This window comes from Streptomyces erythrochromogenes, assembly GCF_036170895.1.
GTDB classification, from domain to species: Bacteria; Actinomycetota; Actinomycetes; order Streptomycetales; family Streptomycetaceae; genus Streptomyces; species Streptomyces erythrochromogenes.
Map to the genome: position 1 here is coordinate 3,725,470 of NZ_CP108036.1, position 16,363 is coordinate 3,741,832.

The 16,363-nt window shown below is 71.2% G+C and carries 15 protein-coding genes; 5 read left to right on the top strand and 10 right to left on the bottom strand.

Going from position 1 to position 16,363, the window contains the following annotated elements:
* The first annotated feature begins 331 nt into the window (after positions 1-331).
* Both OHA91_RS16805 and OHA91_RS16810 read left to right on the top strand, forming a co-directional pair.
* On the top strand, positions 332-1,534 hold the full coding sequence (locus OHA91_RS16805; RefSeq protein WP_328739552.1) for a hypothetical protein: 1,203 nt from the start codon (positions 332-334) through the stop codon (positions 1,532-1,534).
* Positions 1,518-2,270 (top strand): alpha-ketoglutarate-dependent dioxygenase AlkB, encoded by a 753-nt coding sequence (locus tag OHA91_RS16810; protein ID WP_328739553.1) that lies wholly within the window; start codon positions 1,518-1,520, stop codon positions 2,268-2,270. The genes OHA91_RS16805 and OHA91_RS16810 overlap by 17 nt, the downstream gene beginning before the upstream one ends.
* Positions 2,271-2,705: 435 nt before the next feature.
* Here OHA91_RS16810 and OHA91_RS16815 read toward each other — a convergent pair whose 3' ends face one another.
* Positions 2,706-3,488, bottom strand: a complete 783-nt coding sequence (locus OHA91_RS16815; RefSeq protein ID WP_328739554.1) for a TetR/AcrR family transcriptional regulator — start codon at positions 3,486-3,488, stop codon at positions 2,706-2,708.
* A gap of 104 nt (positions 3,489-3,592) precedes the next feature.
* On the opposite strand from OHA91_RS16815, the gene OHA91_RS16820 reads away from it, so the two are divergent.
* Together OHA91_RS16820 and OHA91_RS16825 are read left to right on the top strand one after the other, a co-directional pair.
* Positions 3,593-4,528 (top strand): daunorubicin resistance protein DrrA family ABC transporter ATP-binding protein, encoded by a 936-nt coding sequence (locus OHA91_RS16820; protein WP_031155347.1) that lies wholly within the window; start codon positions 3,593-3,595, stop codon positions 4,526-4,528.
* The gene (locus OHA91_RS16825) at positions 4,525-5,280 is read left to right on the top strand and encodes an ABC transporter permease (RefSeq protein ID WP_328739555.1); all 756 of its coding nucleotides are present in this window, start codon (positions 4,525-4,527) and stop codon (positions 5,278-5,280) included. Before OHA91_RS16820 ends, OHA91_RS16825 begins: the two co-directional genes overlap by 4 nt.
* A gap of 47 nt (positions 5,281-5,327) precedes the next feature.
* Here the strand turns inward: OHA91_RS16825 and OHA91_RS16830 are convergent, their stop codons facing one another.
* From OHA91_RS16830 to OHA91_RS16840, 3 genes are all read right to left on the bottom strand, one after another.
* The gene (locus OHA91_RS16830) at positions 5,328-5,600 is read right to left on the bottom strand and encodes a DUF1876 domain-containing protein (RefSeq protein WP_030027023.1); all 273 of its coding nucleotides are present in this window, start codon (positions 5,598-5,600) and stop codon (positions 5,328-5,330) included.
* Between the two features lie 1,361 nt (positions 5,601-6,961).
* Positions 6,962-7,537, bottom strand: a complete 576-nt coding sequence (locus OHA91_RS16835; protein WP_328739556.1) for a hypothetical protein — start codon at positions 7,535-7,537, stop codon at positions 6,962-6,964.
* 16 nt (positions 7,538-7,553) lie between these two features.
* Complete coding sequence (locus OHA91_RS16840) at positions 7,554-8,159, bottom strand: hypothetical protein (protein WP_031155339.1); 606 nt, start codon at positions 8,157-8,159, stop codon at positions 7,554-7,556.
* Positions 8,160-8,283: 124 nt separating this feature from the next.
* Here OHA91_RS16840 and OHA91_RS16845 point away from each other — a divergent pair, with 124 nt between their 5' ends.
* Positions 8,284-8,646, top strand: a complete 363-nt coding sequence (locus tag OHA91_RS16845) for a hypothetical protein (RefSeq protein ID WP_328739557.1) — start codon at positions 8,284-8,286, stop codon at positions 8,644-8,646.
* A 13-nt stretch (positions 8,647-8,659) separates the two neighbouring features.
* Here OHA91_RS16845 and hemB read toward each other — a convergent pair whose 3' ends face one another.
* From hemB to OHA91_RS16875, 6 genes are all read right to left on the bottom strand, one after another.
* Positions 8,660-9,661 carry a porphobilinogen synthase gene (gene hemB / locus OHA91_RS16850; RefSeq protein WP_266498754.1) on the bottom strand — a complete coding sequence of 334 codons (1,002 nt, stop codon included), beginning with the start codon at positions 9,659-9,661 and terminating at the stop codon, positions 8,660-8,662.
* 76 nt (positions 9,662-9,737) lie between these two features.
* Positions 9,738-11,075, bottom strand: coding sequence for an ankyrin repeat domain-containing protein (locus OHA91_RS16855; protein ID WP_328739558.1), 1,338 nt, complete (start codon positions 11,073-11,075; stop codon positions 9,738-9,740).
* 154 nt (positions 11,076-11,229) lie between these two features.
* The gene (locus tag OHA91_RS16860) at positions 11,230-12,897 is read right to left on the bottom strand and encodes a bifunctional uroporphyrinogen-III C-methyltransferase/uroporphyrinogen-III synthase (protein ID WP_031155329.1); all 1,668 of its coding nucleotides are present in this window, start codon (positions 12,895-12,897) and stop codon (positions 11,230-11,232) included.
* A complete protein-coding gene (gene hemC / locus OHA91_RS16865) occupies positions 12,894-13,862 on the bottom strand; it encodes a hydroxymethylbilane synthase (RefSeq protein ID WP_031155326.1) in 969 nt (322 codons plus the stop codon). Before hemC ends, OHA91_RS16860 begins: the two co-directional genes overlap by 4 nt.
* Positions 13,859-15,550 (bottom strand): glutamyl-tRNA reductase, encoded by a 1,692-nt coding sequence (locus OHA91_RS16870; protein WP_031155324.1) that lies wholly within the window; start codon positions 15,548-15,550, stop codon positions 13,859-13,861. Before OHA91_RS16870 ends, hemC begins: the two co-directional genes overlap by 4 nt.
* A complete protein-coding gene (locus OHA91_RS16875) occupies positions 15,547-16,356 on the bottom strand; it encodes a redox-sensing transcriptional repressor Rex (protein WP_031155322.1) in 810 nt (269 codons plus the stop codon). The genes OHA91_RS16870 and OHA91_RS16875 overlap by 4 nt, the downstream gene beginning before the upstream one ends.
* Positions 16,357-16,363: the final 7 nt, after the last annotated feature.

Genomic DNA, 16,363 nt, shown 5'->3' on the forward strand with positions numbered 1-16,363 from the left:
CCGGGAGTCGGGGCCGTTCTGGGGTTTTCCCGTCCGTCCGATGGTTTTCCGGGTCGGGCCGGTCCCTCAAGGGCGCTCCTTCGTCGCGTCGCTGCGCGATGGCCTTCGGCCACCCTTGACCGCCCGTCCCGCCCCGGAACTACAAGGACCGCCGGAAAACCCCAAAAGAACGAGCCGGGCGACAAGAGACCATCGGGGAGATCAGCGATGCGCGGGGCGGTCGGGGAACGCCCCAGATCGCTACGCGCTCTTCCAAGACGGCGTCCGCAGGCCGTCTTGGGCTGGTCCACGGTTCACTCGATCAAGATCTACGAAGGGGAGGTGCCGTTCGATGCACCCGGCAGGGCTGACAGAGGCCTGCATCGATGATGCGAGCAACATCCTGGTGGCGCCCTCGGCGTTGCAGGACGACCAGTTGGTCAGGGACTTCTTCGGGTCCACGATCACGCCGGAGCAGCTGGGGTCGGCAGACCTCGCGCAGAAGACCGTCTACCTGTGCGGGGACGCCTCCGAGATCGGCAGACAGCAACTGGTTTCGGCGGAGCGGGTGTTCGTCGTCCGCGAGCTGTTCCATGGGGACATCGACACGGGGTGGACCGTCGTCGATGGCGGCCGGGTTCCCCTTCGGGCGCACGGCGCGGGGGTGTACTACCGCCGCTTCTTCGACCTCGACGCCGATCACTTCGGGCGGATCCGCGCGGAGCACGCCTTTCAGTCGCTGACGGAGTCCACCAAGCCCGGAACGGCTCGTCGGAGCGGGATCTATCTGACACCCGTCACACAGGACGGTGACGACCTGCACTTCCGTCTGCTGCGGTGCTCCACGAATCTGTCGGGACCGACCGAGGGGTTTCGTCCGACGGACAACCGAATCGTCGAGGCTCTGAACCGCGAGGCCTCCACCGTATTCCGGAATCAGGCACCGCTCAATCACGTGCTGGCGCAGGTTTATCACAACACCCTGGCCACGGCCGAGCGCAAGCAGTCCAAGGCGAAGATATCGGCCCATGCCGACAAGACGAAGGACATGCCCGCCAACGGAATCATGGCCTTCTGCACCTTCTACGACGGTCTCGACAAGCTCCATCCGATGGCGGAAGACGCCTTCGACTACGGTGTGAAGCGCGCCAGCGGGCTGACCCGGCTGCATTTCCGTCTCAAGGAACCGGCAACGGACGCGCTGCCCTCGCAGTTCACCGTCACCCTTTATCCCGGCTCCGTGTTCTTCATGCCCCTGTCCACCAACCGTCTGTACACGCACGAAATCCGACCCTCGACGTTGGACGCCGACATGCTCCCGACCCGACTGGGATACGTGGTGCGCTGTTCGAGCGCCGAGGCGGTCCACAAGAGCGGCCGTACGTTCCTCAAGGTGGCAGACGGACTGGTGGAGCTGGGTCCGCCCACACCTGAGGGCATGGACGAGCTGCGCGGGCTGTACGCCGAGGAGAACAGGACGTCGTCCTTCATCGACTACGGCGACAGGTTCCTCTTCAGCATGAACACGGGAGACTACGTTGCCCCCCGGGTCTAGGATCACCTCGCATTCCGTGCCGACCGGGCGGGATCTCTTCGCGGAGCTGTCCGCGTCGATCTGCTGGGAAGACGTCGGGAAGGGCCGGCGAGGCGCCACGCTCACCAGGGTCGACGAGGCGAATGGAGTCCCTCTCGTACGCACCACTACCCAATACAGCAGGCCCATACAACGTTTCCGCACGGTGCACGAATGGCTGGCGCACCAGATCCAAGAACACGCGGCGATCCCTGTCGGATTCAACAACGCGCTCATCGAGAGCTACACGAACGCCTACAGAGCCATGGGCAGCCATTCCGACCAGGCCCTGGATCTGGCCGATGATTCCTTCATCGCCGTCTTCTCCTGCTACCAGCACCCCGAAGCGGACCCACGGAAGCTGGTCTTCGAATCGAAGGAGTCGGATTCGGACAGGTTCGAGATCCCCCTCACCCACAACAGTGTGGTCGTGTTCTCCGTCGAGTCGAATCGGCGCTTCAAGCACAAGATCGTGCTGGACGCCGTCCCGACGGCGGATAACCACTGGCTGGGCGTGACGTTCAGAACGTCGAAGACCTTCCTTCGGTTTCGCGACGGACACCCCTACCTCCCGCAGGGCGCGCGCCTCACATCAGCCGACGCAGAGCAGCGGCGCGAGTTCTACCGACTGCGGCGCCGCGAGAACGACGAAACGGCCTTCACTTACCCCTCGTTGACGTACACCGTCAGCGAGAGCGACCTACTGCCACCCGTCTGACCTGCCGGAACTCCGCCCCCATCAGCCCCTGACCAGGGCCGGACGCGGTCAGGGCGAAGCGCGTAGCGATCGATGGCGCCTTGTGCCCAGCCACAGGGGCTCGCAGACGCCTCCAAACAGGAGCGCGTAGCGATGTGGGGCGCTCCGGGCTCCGCCCGGGCAGCGCCGACACCCGTCCCTGGAAACTTGGACCGGCTCGTTCTTTTGGGGTTTTCCGGCGGTCCTTGTCGTTCCGGGGCGGGGCGGGCGGTCAAGGGTGGCCGAAGGCCATCGCGAAGCGACGCGAGGAACGAGCGCCCTTGAGGGACCGGCACGACCCGGAAAACCATCGGACGGACGGGAAAACCCCAGAACGCATCTGACTCCCGCCCGAGCGCATCCCGCTCCCCACACCGCCGCCGTCGCGTCTCCAATCCCGACCCGCCGGAGCCCCCGTCAGTCCCCCGCCCGCCCCTCCACCAGCGCCGCGAGCCCGTCCAGGATCCGGTCCAGGCCGAAGCGGAACTGGAAGTCCGGCTCGTCCGAGCCCGTGAAAGCGTCCGACTCCAGCAGTCGCGTCACGGCCGGGTGGCTGTCCGGGCCCGTCATCAGCCGCAGCGTGCGCACGTACTGGCCCAGGACCTGGTCCGGTGCGACGCCGGACTTCACGATGGCGTCCATCATGTCCGCGGCCATGGTCGCCTCGTTGCGGACCAGGCCGCCGATCAGGATGATCGTCGAGATCTTCTCGCCCTCGGTCAGGGCCGCGCCGGCCATCGCCGCCAGCCCGCGCTCCATCCAGGCCAGCTGGTTCGGGCTCACCGGCGCCCCGGTGATCGGGATGCGCAGGATCCAGGAGTTGGCCATCAGCACGGCCCGCTGCGCGTACGCCCACTGGGTCAGCAGCTCGCGCCAGCCCCACCCCTCCGCCTCCGGCGGCAGCGCCGGCGGGGCGCCGACGCCCGCGTCCGACATCAGGATGTAGAGCTCCTCCTTCGCCGTGACGTACCGGTAGAGGGACATCGTCGAGACGCCCAGCTCCTTGGCCACCCGGCCCATGGAGACGGCGTCCATCCCCTCACCGGCGGCCAGTGTCACGGCCGTCTCCACGATGCGCGGCAGCGTGAGCGTGGGGCGCGGCCCCTTGCCGGGGCGTTCGCGCAGGCCCCAGGCCATTTCCAGGCTGGCCGGGAGGCCGGTCCCGCCGCTCTCGCCGCCCTCGTCGTCCTCGTCCGCCATGACCGCCCACTCCTCGATTGACCCCCATCCTAGTTCTGTGTATTACTTACACAGAAGAGCGTAAGGCATACGCAGAAGAGCCCGCGAAGGGAGCACATCCCCTCATGACCACGCACGCCTCCGGCGCCCTCGGGATCCACGCCACCGGACTGACCAAGGCCTACGGCGACGTCCGCGTCCTCGACGGCATCGACCTCGCCGTCCCCCGCGGCAGCGTCCTCGCCCTCCTCGGCCCCAACGGCGCCGGGAAGACCACCACCGTCCGGATCCTCGCCACCCTCACCGCCCCCGACGCGGGCACCGCCCGCGTCGCCGGGCACGACACCGTCGCCCAGCGGGCCCTCGTCCGCGAACGCATCAGCCTCACCGGCCAGTTCGCGGCCGTCGACGACCTCCAGACCGGCGCCGAAATGCTCCGCATGATGGGCCGCCTCAGCGGACTCGCCCCACGCGCCGCCCGCACCCGCGCCGACGAACTCCTCACCCGCTTCGGCCTCGCCGACGCCGCCGCGCGCACGGCCAAGACGTACTCGGGCGGTATGCGACGCCGCCTCGACCTCGCCGCGAGCCTCGTCTCCCGCCCCGAGGTGATCTTCCTCGACGAGCCGACCACCGGCCTCGACCCGCGCAGCCGCCAGGACCTGTGGGAACTCGTACGGGAACTGCGCGCCGACGGCACGACCGTGCTGCTCACCACCCAGTACCTGGAGGAGGCCGACCGGCTCGCCGACCGCGTCGCCGTCCTCGCAGGTGGACGGATCGCCGCCGAGGGAACCCCGGCCGAGCTCAAGGCCCGCGTCGCGGGCCACCGGCTGGACCTCACCCTCACCACACAGGCCGCCTACGAGGCCCTGGTCCCGCGCGCCGTCCACCTCGCCCCGGACGACCTCACCCTCGGCGTCGCCACCGACGGCAGCGCCTCCCACGTCCGCGCCCTGCTCGACGAACTCGACCCGGACCGCACCTCCGTGGACCGCTTCGCCGTCCGCACCGCCACCCTCGACGACGTGTTCCTCACCCTGACGGGAGCCGACCGATGACCGCCGCACCCGTGAGCGCCCTCGCCCTGGCCGGCCGCAGCCTGCGCATCAGCAGCCGGCAGCCCGACGCGCTGATCACCGCGCTGATGCTGCCCGTGATGCTGATGCTGATCTTCGTCTACTTCTTCGGCGGGGCCATCGACACCGGGACGGAGTACGTGACGTACGTGGTCCCCGGCGCCATGCTGCTCTGCGCGGGCTTCGGCGCGGCCGGCACCGCCGTCAGCGTCGCCGACGACATGCGCAACGGCGTCATCGACCGCTTCCGCACCCTCAACATCGGCGGCATCCCCATCCTGGCCGGGCACGTCACGGCCTCCGTCCTGCGCAACCTGCTCTCGACCACCCTGGTCCTCACCGTCGCCCTCGCGATCGGATTCCGGCCCCAGGCGGGCCCGGCCGCCTTCCTCGCCGCGGCCGGCCTGCTGTTCGCGTACATCACGGCGATCTCGTGGCTGGCCGCCACGCTCGGACTGCTCGCCAAGACGCCGGAGGCGGCGGGCGGCTTCACCTTCCTGATGATGTTCCTGCCCTACCCGTCCAGCGCCTTCGTCCCCATCGAGACCATGCCCGGCTGGCTGCACGGCTTCGCCGAGCACCAGCCGCTCACCCCGGTGATCGAATCCCTGCGCGCGCTGCTCCTTGCGCAGCCCGCCGGAAGCGCCCCCTGGACGGCCCTGACCTGGTGCGCGGGCATCACGGCCGTGGCCGTGACCCTGGCCGCCGTCCTCTTCCGCAGCAGGACCCGCTGAGCGGCTCCGGCAGGAGCCCCTCAGCGGGCCGGTGGTCCGCCCGCCGCTCAGCGGTTGAGCGGGTAGGAATGACGGCCCGTCGCCTCGTCGATCTCCGAGTGGGCCTTCTGCAACATCTGCTGCGCCAGATCCATGAGCGCACGAGCGCCCGCGATCTCTTCCCCGACCCTCATCTGCTCCGGGTCGGAGGGGTGACGCAAGGCATAGCCCCGCGCCCTGATCTCGGAGCCGTCCCCGAGCCTTACCAGGGCCGCCGCACTGGTGCGGTGGCCCTCCTCGGTGAATTCGAGCTCCACATGCCACCCGACGAGCGTGGCCATGGTGCATCACCTCCAGGGGTCACCCTTCCCTCCAGAGTGCGCCCACGCCCCGACGGACGCGACCGCAACCACAACGGGCCGGCGGGGCGGGGGTACGGGGGCGGGCCGGCCCGGGCGAAATCGGTGGGGCGGCGGCACGGGGGCGGCGGTACGGCCGGGCAGCATCAGAGAGGGTATGGGGGTTTCCCGTCAGTCCCATCGTCTCTCCGTGTCGTGCCGGTCCCTCAAGGGCGCTCCTTCGTCGCGTCGCTGCGCGATGTCGCTGCGCTCCACCCTTGACCGCCCGTCCCGCCCCGGAGATCCGAAAGACTGCCGGGAAGCCCCCAAAGGAACGGGCCGGGGGGAGTGAGATAGAGACGGGGCGGGGCGCTGCGCGGGCGAAGCCCGGTGCGCCCCCAATCGCTACGCGCTCCTGTGGAGAGGCGTCTGCCAGCCTCTTGGGCTGGTCATAAGCCGCCATCGATCGCTACACGCTCCTGTCGAGAGGCGTCTGCCAGCCCCGCGGGCTGGTCATAAGCCGCCCACATTCGCTACACGCTCCTACCGGAAGGCGTCTGCGAGCCCCTTGGTCTGGTCATAAGCCGCCACAGTTCGCTACGCGCTTCGCGATCACGCGACTGCGAGCCCCTGTGGTCGGTCATAGGCCGCCATCGATCGCTACGCGTTCCTCCGAGAGGGCGTCCGCCCCCAGTTGGGGGGCTGATCGGGGCGAATGAGAGGCCCGAAAGGCCGATCCATCGCCTCAGCCGAACTCAATCCCTGTCAGGGCCACCGTGAGATCCCATCCACGCGCACAGACAGGGGCATTTGGGGCATATTGAAGCATCTTTGAGGCGCCCACCCCCCAGACCCGGATCGACTTCGCCTCAGCCGTCATCTGCCGGATTCCCTCCCCGCGACAGCCCTCTGGCGCCGTTCATGGGAGGCAATTCCGGCCTCTGCGGCCTATGACCGGCCCCAGACGGTCTGCGGCCGCGTGATCGAGAAGCGCGTAGCGATCGATGGCGGCCTATGTCCAGCCCAAGAGGCCGGCAGACGCCTCATCGCAGGAGCGCGTAGCGATTTGGGGCGCTCCGGGCTTCGCCCGCGCCTTCCGGCCGCTCCGTCTGTGTCTTTCTGCTCCCGGCCCGTTCCTTTGGGGGTTTCCCGGCAGTCTTTCGGATTTCCGGGGCGGGACGGCCTGTCAGGGGTGGAGCGCAGCGACATCGCGCAGCGACGTGACGAAGGAGCGCTCTTGACAGGCCGGCACGACACGGAGAGACGATGGGACTGACGGGAAACCCCCATACGCGTCACTGACCAAGGCCCGACCGGCTCCCGCCCCCACACCACCCCGCACTGTCGAAGCCCCCGCCGCGCGCTCACAGCGCGTTGAACGACCAGAAGACTCCGACCTCGTCGGCGGACACCGCGATCAGGCCGAGGTCCATCATGTAGCCGGTGAAGGGGTGGCCGCTTCTGAGGTCCTGTGCCAGGAAGTCGGGCGCGTCGCTAGTACGGGCGAGGCGGGAAGAGGTCCAGAGCGCCGCGTCCGGGCCGAAGCGGTCCAGCAGGGTCCGGGCGTCCGCCAGCACCACGCCCCGGTCTTCCCTCAACCGGACCGGGTTGCTCTCGAAGAACCATTCCTGCGCGAGCGAGGCGAGCAGCTCGACGGCGGCGCCGGCCGTGATCGGCCGGAGCCCGGCCCGCAATTCGTCGGCGGTCAGCGCATGGAATGGATAAGAGGGATAGCCGCTCTCCCGTCCCACCTTGTGCGTGTGCGTTTCCAGGACGGCCCACCCCCGTGGGTCGGCGACCGACCGCTCCATGACGGCGCAGACGTCCTCGGCCCAGTCCTCGTGCAACCGAGGCCCGCTCCAAGCGAAGGTGTAGACCTCCTCCAGGAGCCGCAGCAGTGCTGCTTCCCAGGTGGCGGCATCGGTGGATCGGGGCTGCATGGATTCCTCCTCTGGCTCAGCAGGCGAAGGTCCAGAACAACCCGACCTCTGTGTCGGAGACGATGACCAGGCCGGCGTCCTCCCAGTAGAAGGTCATCGGGGTGTAGCCCCAGTGGGACGCTCCGAAGTCCAGCGTGTCGTCCTTGCGCGCGCCGACGGTGACGTTGGTGTAGCACGTGAACGTGTCCCCGTAGCGGGCGAGGATGGTGCGGGCCATGTCCCGCAGCTCGTCGAAGCTCTCGGTGAACCTTTTGAGGTTCTGCAGGGTGCAGCCGCCGTCGGTGAGCGCCAACAGGAGGTTCTCGGCACTCGCACGGTTGATCTCGTGCAACCGTTCCCCGATGTCGGCCGGGGTGAGCGGGCGGGACGGATCGTCCCTGACGGCCGGCCGGCAGAACGGGAAGTCCGGGTGCTCCTGAGAGCGCTCGTTCGCGGTGTCGTCGAGCCCCGCCCAGCCGCGCGGGTCGGGGACGGCGCGCGCCATGACGGCGAGCACGTCCGCCCGCCAGTCCTCGTGCGCGCGCGGACCGGTCGCACTGAACGTGGTCGCGTCCTCGTACAGGTGCCGGACGGCCGCTTCCCAGGACGCCTGGTCGGCAACGGACAGGTGTTCAGCCTGCATACAGAACCTCTCGGTACGACGTGCCAAGTGCGCACGTATGCCTATGAGGTTCACAGACCTCCGCGCCGCGCACCTGAGTACGCGCACTCATGTTCGCCGTTCTGTCGCGGAGTTCACTGGAGGCATGAACCCGACCCCGGCCCCGGACAGCGGCGCCGACCGGCATCCGCGCGCGTTCGTCGCGCCGCTCGTCTCGACCCTGCTGACGCTGCCGATGGCGGCCGTCGCGTTCTTCTTCGTCGGGCTGGCTCCGATGGCCTGCGACTCCTGCGGGGGTGCGGTGAGCGACCGGTTCGACGACTCCTACAACCTCGCCTTCCCCGTCTTCGGGTTCGGCCTGGTGGTGGTCCTGGTCGTGCTGCTCTCCGCGTGGGCGCTGCCCTGGCGGCGGGGCAATGCCGCCGCCAGGGTGTGGCCGGCCGTGATCGCCCCGGCCGCCGTCGTCTTCGACTTCATCGTCTTCCACGGCCTCGTCGACTGGCCGTAGGACGAAAGGAGCGTCAGCGGGCCTCGCGCAGCCAGCCCGCGACCTCGGTCGCCCAGTAGGTGAGGATCGTGTCCGCGCCCGCGCGCTTGATGCCGAGCAGGGTCTCCAGGATGGCCCGGTCGCGCTCGATCCAGCCCTTCTCCGCGGCCGCCTCGATCATCGCGAACTCGCCGCTGATCTGGTACGCCGCCACCGGTACGTCCACGGCCTGCGCGACCCGGTACAGGATGTCGAGGTAGGGGCCGGCCGGCTTGACCATCACCATGTCGGCGCCCTCCTCCAGGTCGAGGGCCAGCTCCCGCAGGGACTCGCGGGCGTTCGCCGGGTCCTGCTGGTACGTCTTGCGGTCGCCCTGGAGGGAGGAGGCGACGGCCTCGCGGAAGGGGCCGTAGAAGGCGGAGGTGTACTTCGCCGTGTAGGCGAGGATCGAGACGTCCTCGTGCCCGGTCTCGTCGAGGGCGTCGCGGATGACTCCGACCTGGCCGTCCATCATGCCGCTGGGGCCGACCACGTGGACGCCGGCGTCGGCCTGGACCTGCGCCATCTCGGCGTAGCGCTCCAGCGTCGCGTCGTTGTCGACGCGGCCGTGCTCGTCGAGGACGCCACAGTGGCCGTGGTCGGTGTACTCGTCGAGGCACAGGTCCGACATGATCACCAGGTCGTCTCCGACCTCGGCCTTCACGTCGCGGATCGCGACCTGGAGGATGCCGTCCGGCTCGGTGCCCGCCGTACCGCGCGCGTCCTTGTTCTCGTCGGCCGGGACGCCGAAGAGCATGATGCCCGCGACGCCCGCCTCGACCGCCTCCACGGCCGCCTTACGCAGCGTGTCCCGCGTGTGCTGGACCACGCCCGGCATCGCCGAGATGGCGAGGGGCTCGCTGATGCCCTCGCGTACGAAGGCCGGGAGGATCAGGTCCGAGGGGTGCAGCCGGTTCTCCGCGACCATGCGCCGCATCGCCGGGGTGGTGCGCAGCCGCCGGGGCCGCGAACCGGGGAAGGATCCGTACGCGCTCATGTTCCAGTCGCCTCTTCGAGCATCGACAGCAGTCGCAACAAGCCTAGAGCCCGCCCCGCGTCCGCTCGGACGGGTCTCACCCGCCGGGTTCGTTCCTGCTCCTCCAGCGCCACAGCCCGTCGGCCCGGTGGTCGTGTTCGTACTCCGGGCCCAGCGGTCCCACGCGGGCGTAGGCCTCCGGGGTGTGCGGGGCGTCGCGCAGGGCCAGGCCGTGGGCGGCGCTGAGCCGGACGTCCTGGTCCTCGGCTCCGAGGAGCCGTACGAGCGCCTCGCCGACGTCCGGTGAGCGGTCGGCGCCCCAGGCGGTGGCGTACGCGGCGCGGCGCACCACCTGCGGGTCGGCGTCGGCGAGCAGGGCCAGGAGCAGCGGGCGGTCCTCCGCCTGCAACGCCTCCCGGGCCAGTTCCTCGGCGGCAGCCGACCGTACGCCGGCGTCGGGGTCCTGGCACAGGGCACGTACGGCTCCGGCCCCCCGCGGGGTCAGGGGCCGGTCGAGCAGGCCCGGCACCTCGCGGCGTACTCGCGCCTCGGCATGCCCGACACGGCGCAGCCCGACGGCCTCGGCCCCGGGGTGGCCCTCGTCGGCCAGGGCCCGCAGCAGCCTGGCCAGGACGGCGCCGTCGTCCTCCACCTCCACCCAGGCGCCCAGCAGCTTGAGGCGTTCGCGTTCGTACCAGCCGGCGTGCTGCGTGAGTCCGCCCGTCATGGCGTGCATGTCGAGTACGTCGACGACGAAGAGACGCGACAGCGGATCGGGGTGCCGGTGGAAGGCCACCACCTCGGCCCAGGTCTCGGCGCTGCGCCGCTGCGTGAGGTTCCACTCGGACTCCGACCAGTCGGCGTGTTCCGGGTCTGCGTGCCGTACCGCGCGGGCGACCAGTTCCGCGACCGGCGTCAGGATCCGGAAGGCCCATTCCAGGCTGGTCAGGATCGCGCCGTGGCCGTCCCGGACGCGCCGCCCGCCCGCGGTGTACTCGGTGAGGGTCTTGCTCTCGCCCTCCCGGACGGCCCGTGCACACACCGGGCCCGAGTCCCCCGTCAGGCGGCGCAGCCGGGCCGGCGGGCCCTCCTCGTACCAGCCGCGGGCCGCCTCCAGCAGCTCGGTGCGCCGCTGCGGTGCGAGCCGGAGCCGCGGCTCGGCGCCCAGGGCAGCCTCGAACACCGTCGGGGAGCCGCCCTCGATCGCCCTCAGCAGCGGAGTCGTGCCGTCCGGCAGTTCCCGGTCCGGGTCCGCGCCGGCCTCGACCAGGGCCTCGGTCACGGCGGGGTCGTACGCGGCCACCGCCGTGCACAGCACCGGCAGGCCGCCCTCGTCGGCCGCGTCGGGATTACCCCCGGGCCACAGCAGGGCGTTGACCTCCCGGAGGTTCCCTGCCCGAACCGCCGCCACCAGCAGCGCGTCCCTGTCCGTCATCCGCTCCCGTGTCCCCGTTCCGTCCGGCGGTGATCCTTTCCGGACAGGGGCCCGCCGCACAACGGGATTACGTGCGAGGGGCCCGGGCGCGGAATCGCTCCGCACCCGGGCCCCTCGCCCGTACCGTCCGCCGTTCTCCGGCCGGCTAAGCCGCTCACGTCGTACGACGACGACGCGCGCCAGGCCGGCGTTCGCTCGGGCGGAAGACCGTCTCGCCGGCCTCCTTGGCCGCCTCGCGGCGCGCCGCGCCGTATTCGGCGAGGGCCTCCGCCAGCTTCGACACCGACGGCTCCGGGGAGAGGACGTCGACCCGCAGGCCGTGCTCCTCGGCGGTCTTGGCCGTCGCCGGCCCGATGCACGCGATGACCGTCACGTTGTGCGGCTTGCCCGCGATGCCGACCAGGTTGCGGACGGTCGACGAGGACGTGAAGAGAACGGCGTCGAAACCGCCGCCCTTGATCGCCTCGCGCGTGTCCGCCGGCGGCGGCGACGCGCGCACGGTCCGGTAGGCGGTGACGTCGTCGACCTCCCACCCGAGCTCGATCAGCCCGGCGACCAGCGTCTCCGTGGCGATGTCGGCCCGCGGCAGGAAGACGCGGTCGATCGGGTCGAAGACCGGGTCGTACGGCGGCCAGTCCTCCAGCAGCCCGGCGGCGGACTGCTCGCCGCTCGGCACCAGGTCCGGCTTCACGCCGAACTCCACCAGCGCGGCCGCGGTCTGCTCGCCCACCGCGGCCACCTTGATGCCCGCGAAGGCGCGCGCGTCGAGCCCGTACTCCTCGAACTTCTCGCGGACGGCCTTGACGGCGTTGACCGAGGTGAAGGCGATCCACTCGTAGCGGCCCGTCACCAGGCCCTTGACCGCGCGCTCCATCTGCTGCGGGGTGCGCGGCGGCTCCACGGCGATCGTCGGCACCTCGTGCGGCACCGCGCCGTAGGAACGCAGCTGGTCGGAGAGCGAGGCGGCCTGCTCCTTCGTCCGCGGTACGAGGACCCGCCAGCCGAACAGCGGCTTCGACTCGAACCAGGACAGGTCCTCGCGGCGCGCGGCGGCGCCGTGCTCGCCGACCACGCATATGACGGGTCGGGCGCCCTCGGGCGAGGGCAGCACCTTGCCCTGCTTGAACACCTGGGCGATCGTGCCCAGGGTCGCCGACCAGGTCCGCTGCCGCGTCGTCGTGCCGGAGACGGTCACGGTCAGCGGGGTGTCGGGCTTGCGCCCGGCGCCCACCAGCTCGGCGGCGGCGGCCGAGGCCGTCTCCAGCGTCGCGGAGACGACGAGGATCCCGTCGCTCGTCCCGGCCTCGCTCCAGCAGCGCGCCGACGCGGTCTTCGCGTCGACGAACCGCACGTCCGCGCCCTGCTTGTCGCGCAGCGGCACACCGGCGTACGCGGGCACGCCGACGGCGGTCGCGACGCCGGGCACCACCTCGAAGGGGATCCCCTCGTTGGCGCACGCGAGCATCTCCTCGGCGGCGTTGCCGTCGAGTCCGGGGTCGCCGGTGACGGCTCGCACGACCCGCCTGCCGGAGCGTGCGGCCTCCATGACAAGATTGGCCGCGTCCCGGATCACCGGGACCCCGGCGGCTGCTGACACTTCGTCAGCCACCGTCAGCTGCGGCGTGTCGACACCCGCGCGCGCATGCGTCCGTACGACCTCGAGCACCTCGGGTTCCGCGATCAGTACGTCCGCGGCGGCGAGCGCCTCGACGGCGCGCAGCGTCAGCAGACCCGGGTCGCCCGGGCCGGCACCGAGGAAGGTGACGCGTCCGTGGGCGGCGACGGCCGGAAAAGCGGAGGTGGTCGGACTTGAGGGGTTCAAAGCGATCGCTCCCCCATCAGACCGGCCGCGCCCTTGGCCAGCATCTCGTCCGCGAGTTCGCGGCCGAGCGCCATGGCCTCGTCGTACGACTGGGGCACGGGACCGGTGGTGGACAGCTGCACCAGCGTCGAGCCGTCGAGGGTTCCGACGACGCCGCGCAGGCGCATTTCATTGACAATCCGTCCGTCGGCCAGCAGGTCGGCGAACGCGCCCACGGGTGCGCTGCAGCCGGCCTCCAGGGCGGCGAGCAGAGAACGCTCCGCGGTCACTGCGGCCCGGGTGTGCGGGTCGTCGAGCCTGCTGAGCGCGGCGATGAGGTCCGTGGAGGACGCAGGGCACTCCACGGCCAGGGCTCCCTGGCCGGGAGCGGGGAGGATGCTGTCGACGGACAGCAGGTCGGTGGCCTCGTCACCGCGGCCGATCCGGTTCAGGCCGGCGGCCGCCAGGACGACGGCGTCGAGTTCGCCGTCGCGGACGAATCCGATGCGGGTGTCGACGTTGCCGCGGATGGGCACGGTCTCGATCCGCTTGCCGAGCGAGCGTGCCAGGTGGTTGAGCTGGGCGGTGCGGCGGGGCGAGCCGGTGCCGATGCGGGCGCCGTCGGGCAGCTGCTCGAAGGTCAGGCCGTCGCGGGCGACGAGCGCGTCGCGGGCGTCCTCGCGCTGCGGCATGGCCGCGATCACGAGGTCGTCCGGCTGCGTGGTCGGCAGGTCCTTCAGCGAGTGCACGGCGAAGTCGACCTCGCCGCGCAGCAGCGCGTCGCGCAGGGCGGTGACGAACACGCCGGTCCCGCCGATCTGGGCGAGGTGCTCGCGCGAGACGTCGCCGTACGTCGTGATCTCCACGAGCTCGACGGGTCGGCCGGTGACCTCCCGGACCGCCTCGGCGACGTGCCCCGACTGGGACATGGCCAGCTTGCTCCGCCGCGTACCGAGCCGCAGCGGCTGGTCGGGACGTGTGTTCATGATGCCCGTCCTGGGTCGTCGTTCTTCGGATCGGCCGCGTCCGCCCGGCTGACGGAAGCAACCGTCTGAGGGTCGAGGTCGAAGAGTTCGCGCAGTGCGTCGGCGTACCCGGCGCCGCCGGGCTCGCTCGCGAGCTGCTTGACGCGCACGGTCGGGGCGTGGAGGAGCTTGTCCACGACGCGGCGCACGGTCTGGGTGACTTCGGCGCGCTGTCGCTCGTCGAGGTCGGGGAGCCGTCCGTCGAGGCGGGCCACTTCCATGGCCACGACCTCGGCCGCCATGGCGCGCAGGGCGACGACGGTGGGCGTGATGTGGGCGGCCCGCTGTGCCGCGCCGAAGGCGGCGACCTCCTGGGCGACGATCCCGCGTACGGCGTCGACGTCGGCCGCCATCGGCGCGTCGGCGGACGCCTCGGCGAGGGACTCGATGTCCACGAGCCGGACGCCGGGGATCCGGTGCACGGCCGCGTCGATGTCCCTGGGCATGGCCAGGTCGAGCAGCGCGAGCCGGACGTCGGTGGCGTGGGCCTGCGTACGGGCGCTGCGGCGGGGCTGCCGCTGCGCGGCGGCCTCGCCCTGGTCGGCCCAGGTCCCGTGCAGTTCCAGGGAGTTGGCGTCGACGCCGGTCAGCGCGGAGCGTCCGTCGAGCCCCACGGGACACCCGTCGGCCTCGGCGTCCGCGGGCGCACTGATGGTCCGCGCGGCTCCGGCGTCGGCGATCCGCCCGCCGGCCTCGGCGGCGGCGACCAGCCGGGCGAGCACGCCGGTGTCCAGCCCCGCCAACTCCAGCCCCGTCCGGGGGCCCCTCCCAGCGGTAGCCGGGGGGGATTGAGGCGCTGGGTCCGGGGCGGCGCCCCAGGACACGGCGGCCAGCACGTCGTCGGCGGTCAGCACGAGCCCGGTGGCTCCGGTGCAGGACACGACCACGTCGACTCGTGTCAGTTCATCGGCGACCTCGGCCATCGGGATGGCGAGGGCGGTGACCCCGGTGCCCGAGGCAACCAGAATCTCCGCGAGTCGCTCCGCCCGCTCGGCGGTCCGGTTCGCCACGGCGATCTCGGCGACGCCGACCCGCACGAGGGTGGCGGCGGCCAGTGAGGACATCGACCCGGCGCCGATCACCAGGGCCCGCTTGCCCCGGGCCCACTCGGCCACCGGCGTGCCCACCGCGAGCTGCTCCAGCCCGAAGGTCACCAGCGACTGGCCGGCGCGGTCGATCCCGGTCTCCGAGTGCGCCCGCTTGCCGACCCGCAGCGCCTGCTGGAACAGGTCGTTGATCAGCCGGCCCGCGGAGTGCAGCTCCTGGCCAAGCGCGAGGGCGTCCTTGATCTGGCCGAGGATCTGCCCCTCGCCCACGACCATCGAGTCCAGTCCGCACGCCACCGAGAACAGGTGGTGCACCGCCCGGTCCTCGTAGTGCACGTACAGGTACGGGGTGAGCTCCTCCAGCGCGACGCCGCTGTGCTGGGCGAGCAGCGTGGACAGCTCGGCGACACCGGCGTGGAACTTGTCCACGTCCGCGTACAGCTCGATGCGGTTGCACGTGGCGAGCACCGCCGCCTCGGTCGCCGGCTCGGCGGCGAGGGTGTCGTGCAGCAGCTTGATCTTGGCGTCGGCCGACAGCGAGGCGCGCTCCAGCACGCTCACGGGGGCGCTGCGGTGGCTCAGCCCAACGACGAGCAGGCTCATGCCGGCATCACCGCCGGGACGTCACCCTCGGGACCGCCCTTGCGCGCCTCGGCGGCGGTGCGCCCGGCCGGCGGCAGGACGGCTGCGGCGGGTGCGGCGCCGCCCACGGTGGAGCCGGGCTCGGCGGCGGACGCGGCAGCCTCCTCGCCGGCCTTGCGCTGCTCGTGGAAGGCCAGGATCTGGAGCTCGATGGAGAGGTCGACCTTGCGCACGTCCACGCCGTCCGGCACGGACAGCACGGTCGGCGCGAAGTTCAGGATGGAGGTGACCCCGGCCGCGATCAGCCGCTCGCTGACCTGCTGGGCGGCGCCGGCGGGCGTCGCGATGACCCCGATCGAGACGCCGTTCTCCTCGATGATCTTCTCGAGGTCGTCGGTGTGCTGCACGGCCATGCCGGCGACCGGCTTGCCGGCCATCGCCGGGTCGGCGTCGATGAGGGCCGCGACGCGGAAGCCGCGCGCGGAGAAGCCGCCGTAGTTGGCGAGGGCGGCGCCGAGGTTGCCGATGCCGACGATGACGACCGGCCAGTCCTGGGTCAGGCCGAGTTCGCGGGAGATCTGGTAGACGAGGTACTCGACGTCGTAGCCGACGCCTCGGGTGCCGTAGGAACCCAGGTACGAGAAGTCCTTGCGCAGCTTGGCGGAATTGACTCCGGCGGCGGCCGCGAGCTCCTCGGAGGACACCGTGGGGACCGATCGCTCGGAGAGCGCGGTCAGGGCACGCAAGTACAGCGGAAGCCGGGCGACAGTGGCCTCGGGAATACCTCGGCTGCGGGTCGCCGGTCGGTGAGTTCGGCCAGTTGCCACGATGCTC

What these genes read in the sequence shown, in the direction of transcription:
- hemC (WP_031155326.1), bottom strand. Translation starts at nt 13,862, where the DNA reads ATGAACACACGTCCCGACCAGCCGCTGCGGCTCGGTACGCGGCGGAGC.
- OHA91_RS16835 (WP_328739556.1), bottom strand. Translation starts at nt 7,537, where the DNA reads ATGCAGCCCCGATCCACCGATGCCGCCACCTGGGAAGCAGCACTGCTG.
- OHA91_RS16840 (WP_031155339.1), bottom strand. Translation starts at nt 8,159, where the DNA reads ATGCAGGCTGAACACCTGTCCGTTGCCGACCAGGCGTCCTGGGAAGCG.
- OHA91_RS16855 (WP_328739558.1), bottom strand. Translation starts at nt 11,075, where the DNA reads ATGACGGACAGGGACGCGCTGCTGGTGGCGGCGGTTCGGGCAGGGAAC.
- hemB (WP_266498754.1), bottom strand. Translation starts at nt 9,661, where the DNA reads ATGAGCGCGTACGGATCCTTCCCCGGTTCGCGGCCCCGGCGGCTGCGC.
- OHA91_RS16830 (WP_030027023.1), bottom strand. Translation starts at nt 5,600, where the DNA reads ATGGCCACGCTCGTCGGGTGGCATGTGGAGCTCGAATTCACCGAGGAG.
- OHA91_RS16815 (WP_328739554.1), bottom strand. Translation starts at nt 3,488, where the DNA reads ATGGCGGACGAGGACGACGAGGGCGGCGAGAGCGGCGGGACCGGCCTC.
- OHA91_RS16825 (WP_328739555.1), top strand. Translation starts at nt 4,525, where the DNA reads ATGACCGCCGCACCCGTGAGCGCCCTCGCCCTGGCCGGCCGCAGCCTG.
- OHA91_RS16820 (WP_031155347.1), top strand. Translation starts at nt 3,593, where the DNA reads ATGACCACGCACGCCTCCGGCGCCCTCGGGATCCACGCCACCGGACTG.
- OHA91_RS16870 (WP_031155324.1), bottom strand. Translation starts at nt 15,550, where the DNA reads ATGAGCCTGCTCGTCGTTGGGCTGAGCCACCGCAGCGCCCCCGTGAGC.
- OHA91_RS16845 (WP_328739557.1), top strand. Translation starts at nt 8,284, where the DNA reads ATGAACCCGACCCCGGCCCCGGACAGCGGCGCCGACCGGCATCCGCGC.
- OHA91_RS16805 (WP_328739552.1), top strand. Translation starts at nt 332, where the DNA reads ATGCACCCGGCAGGGCTGACAGAGGCCTGCATCGATGATGCGAGCAAC.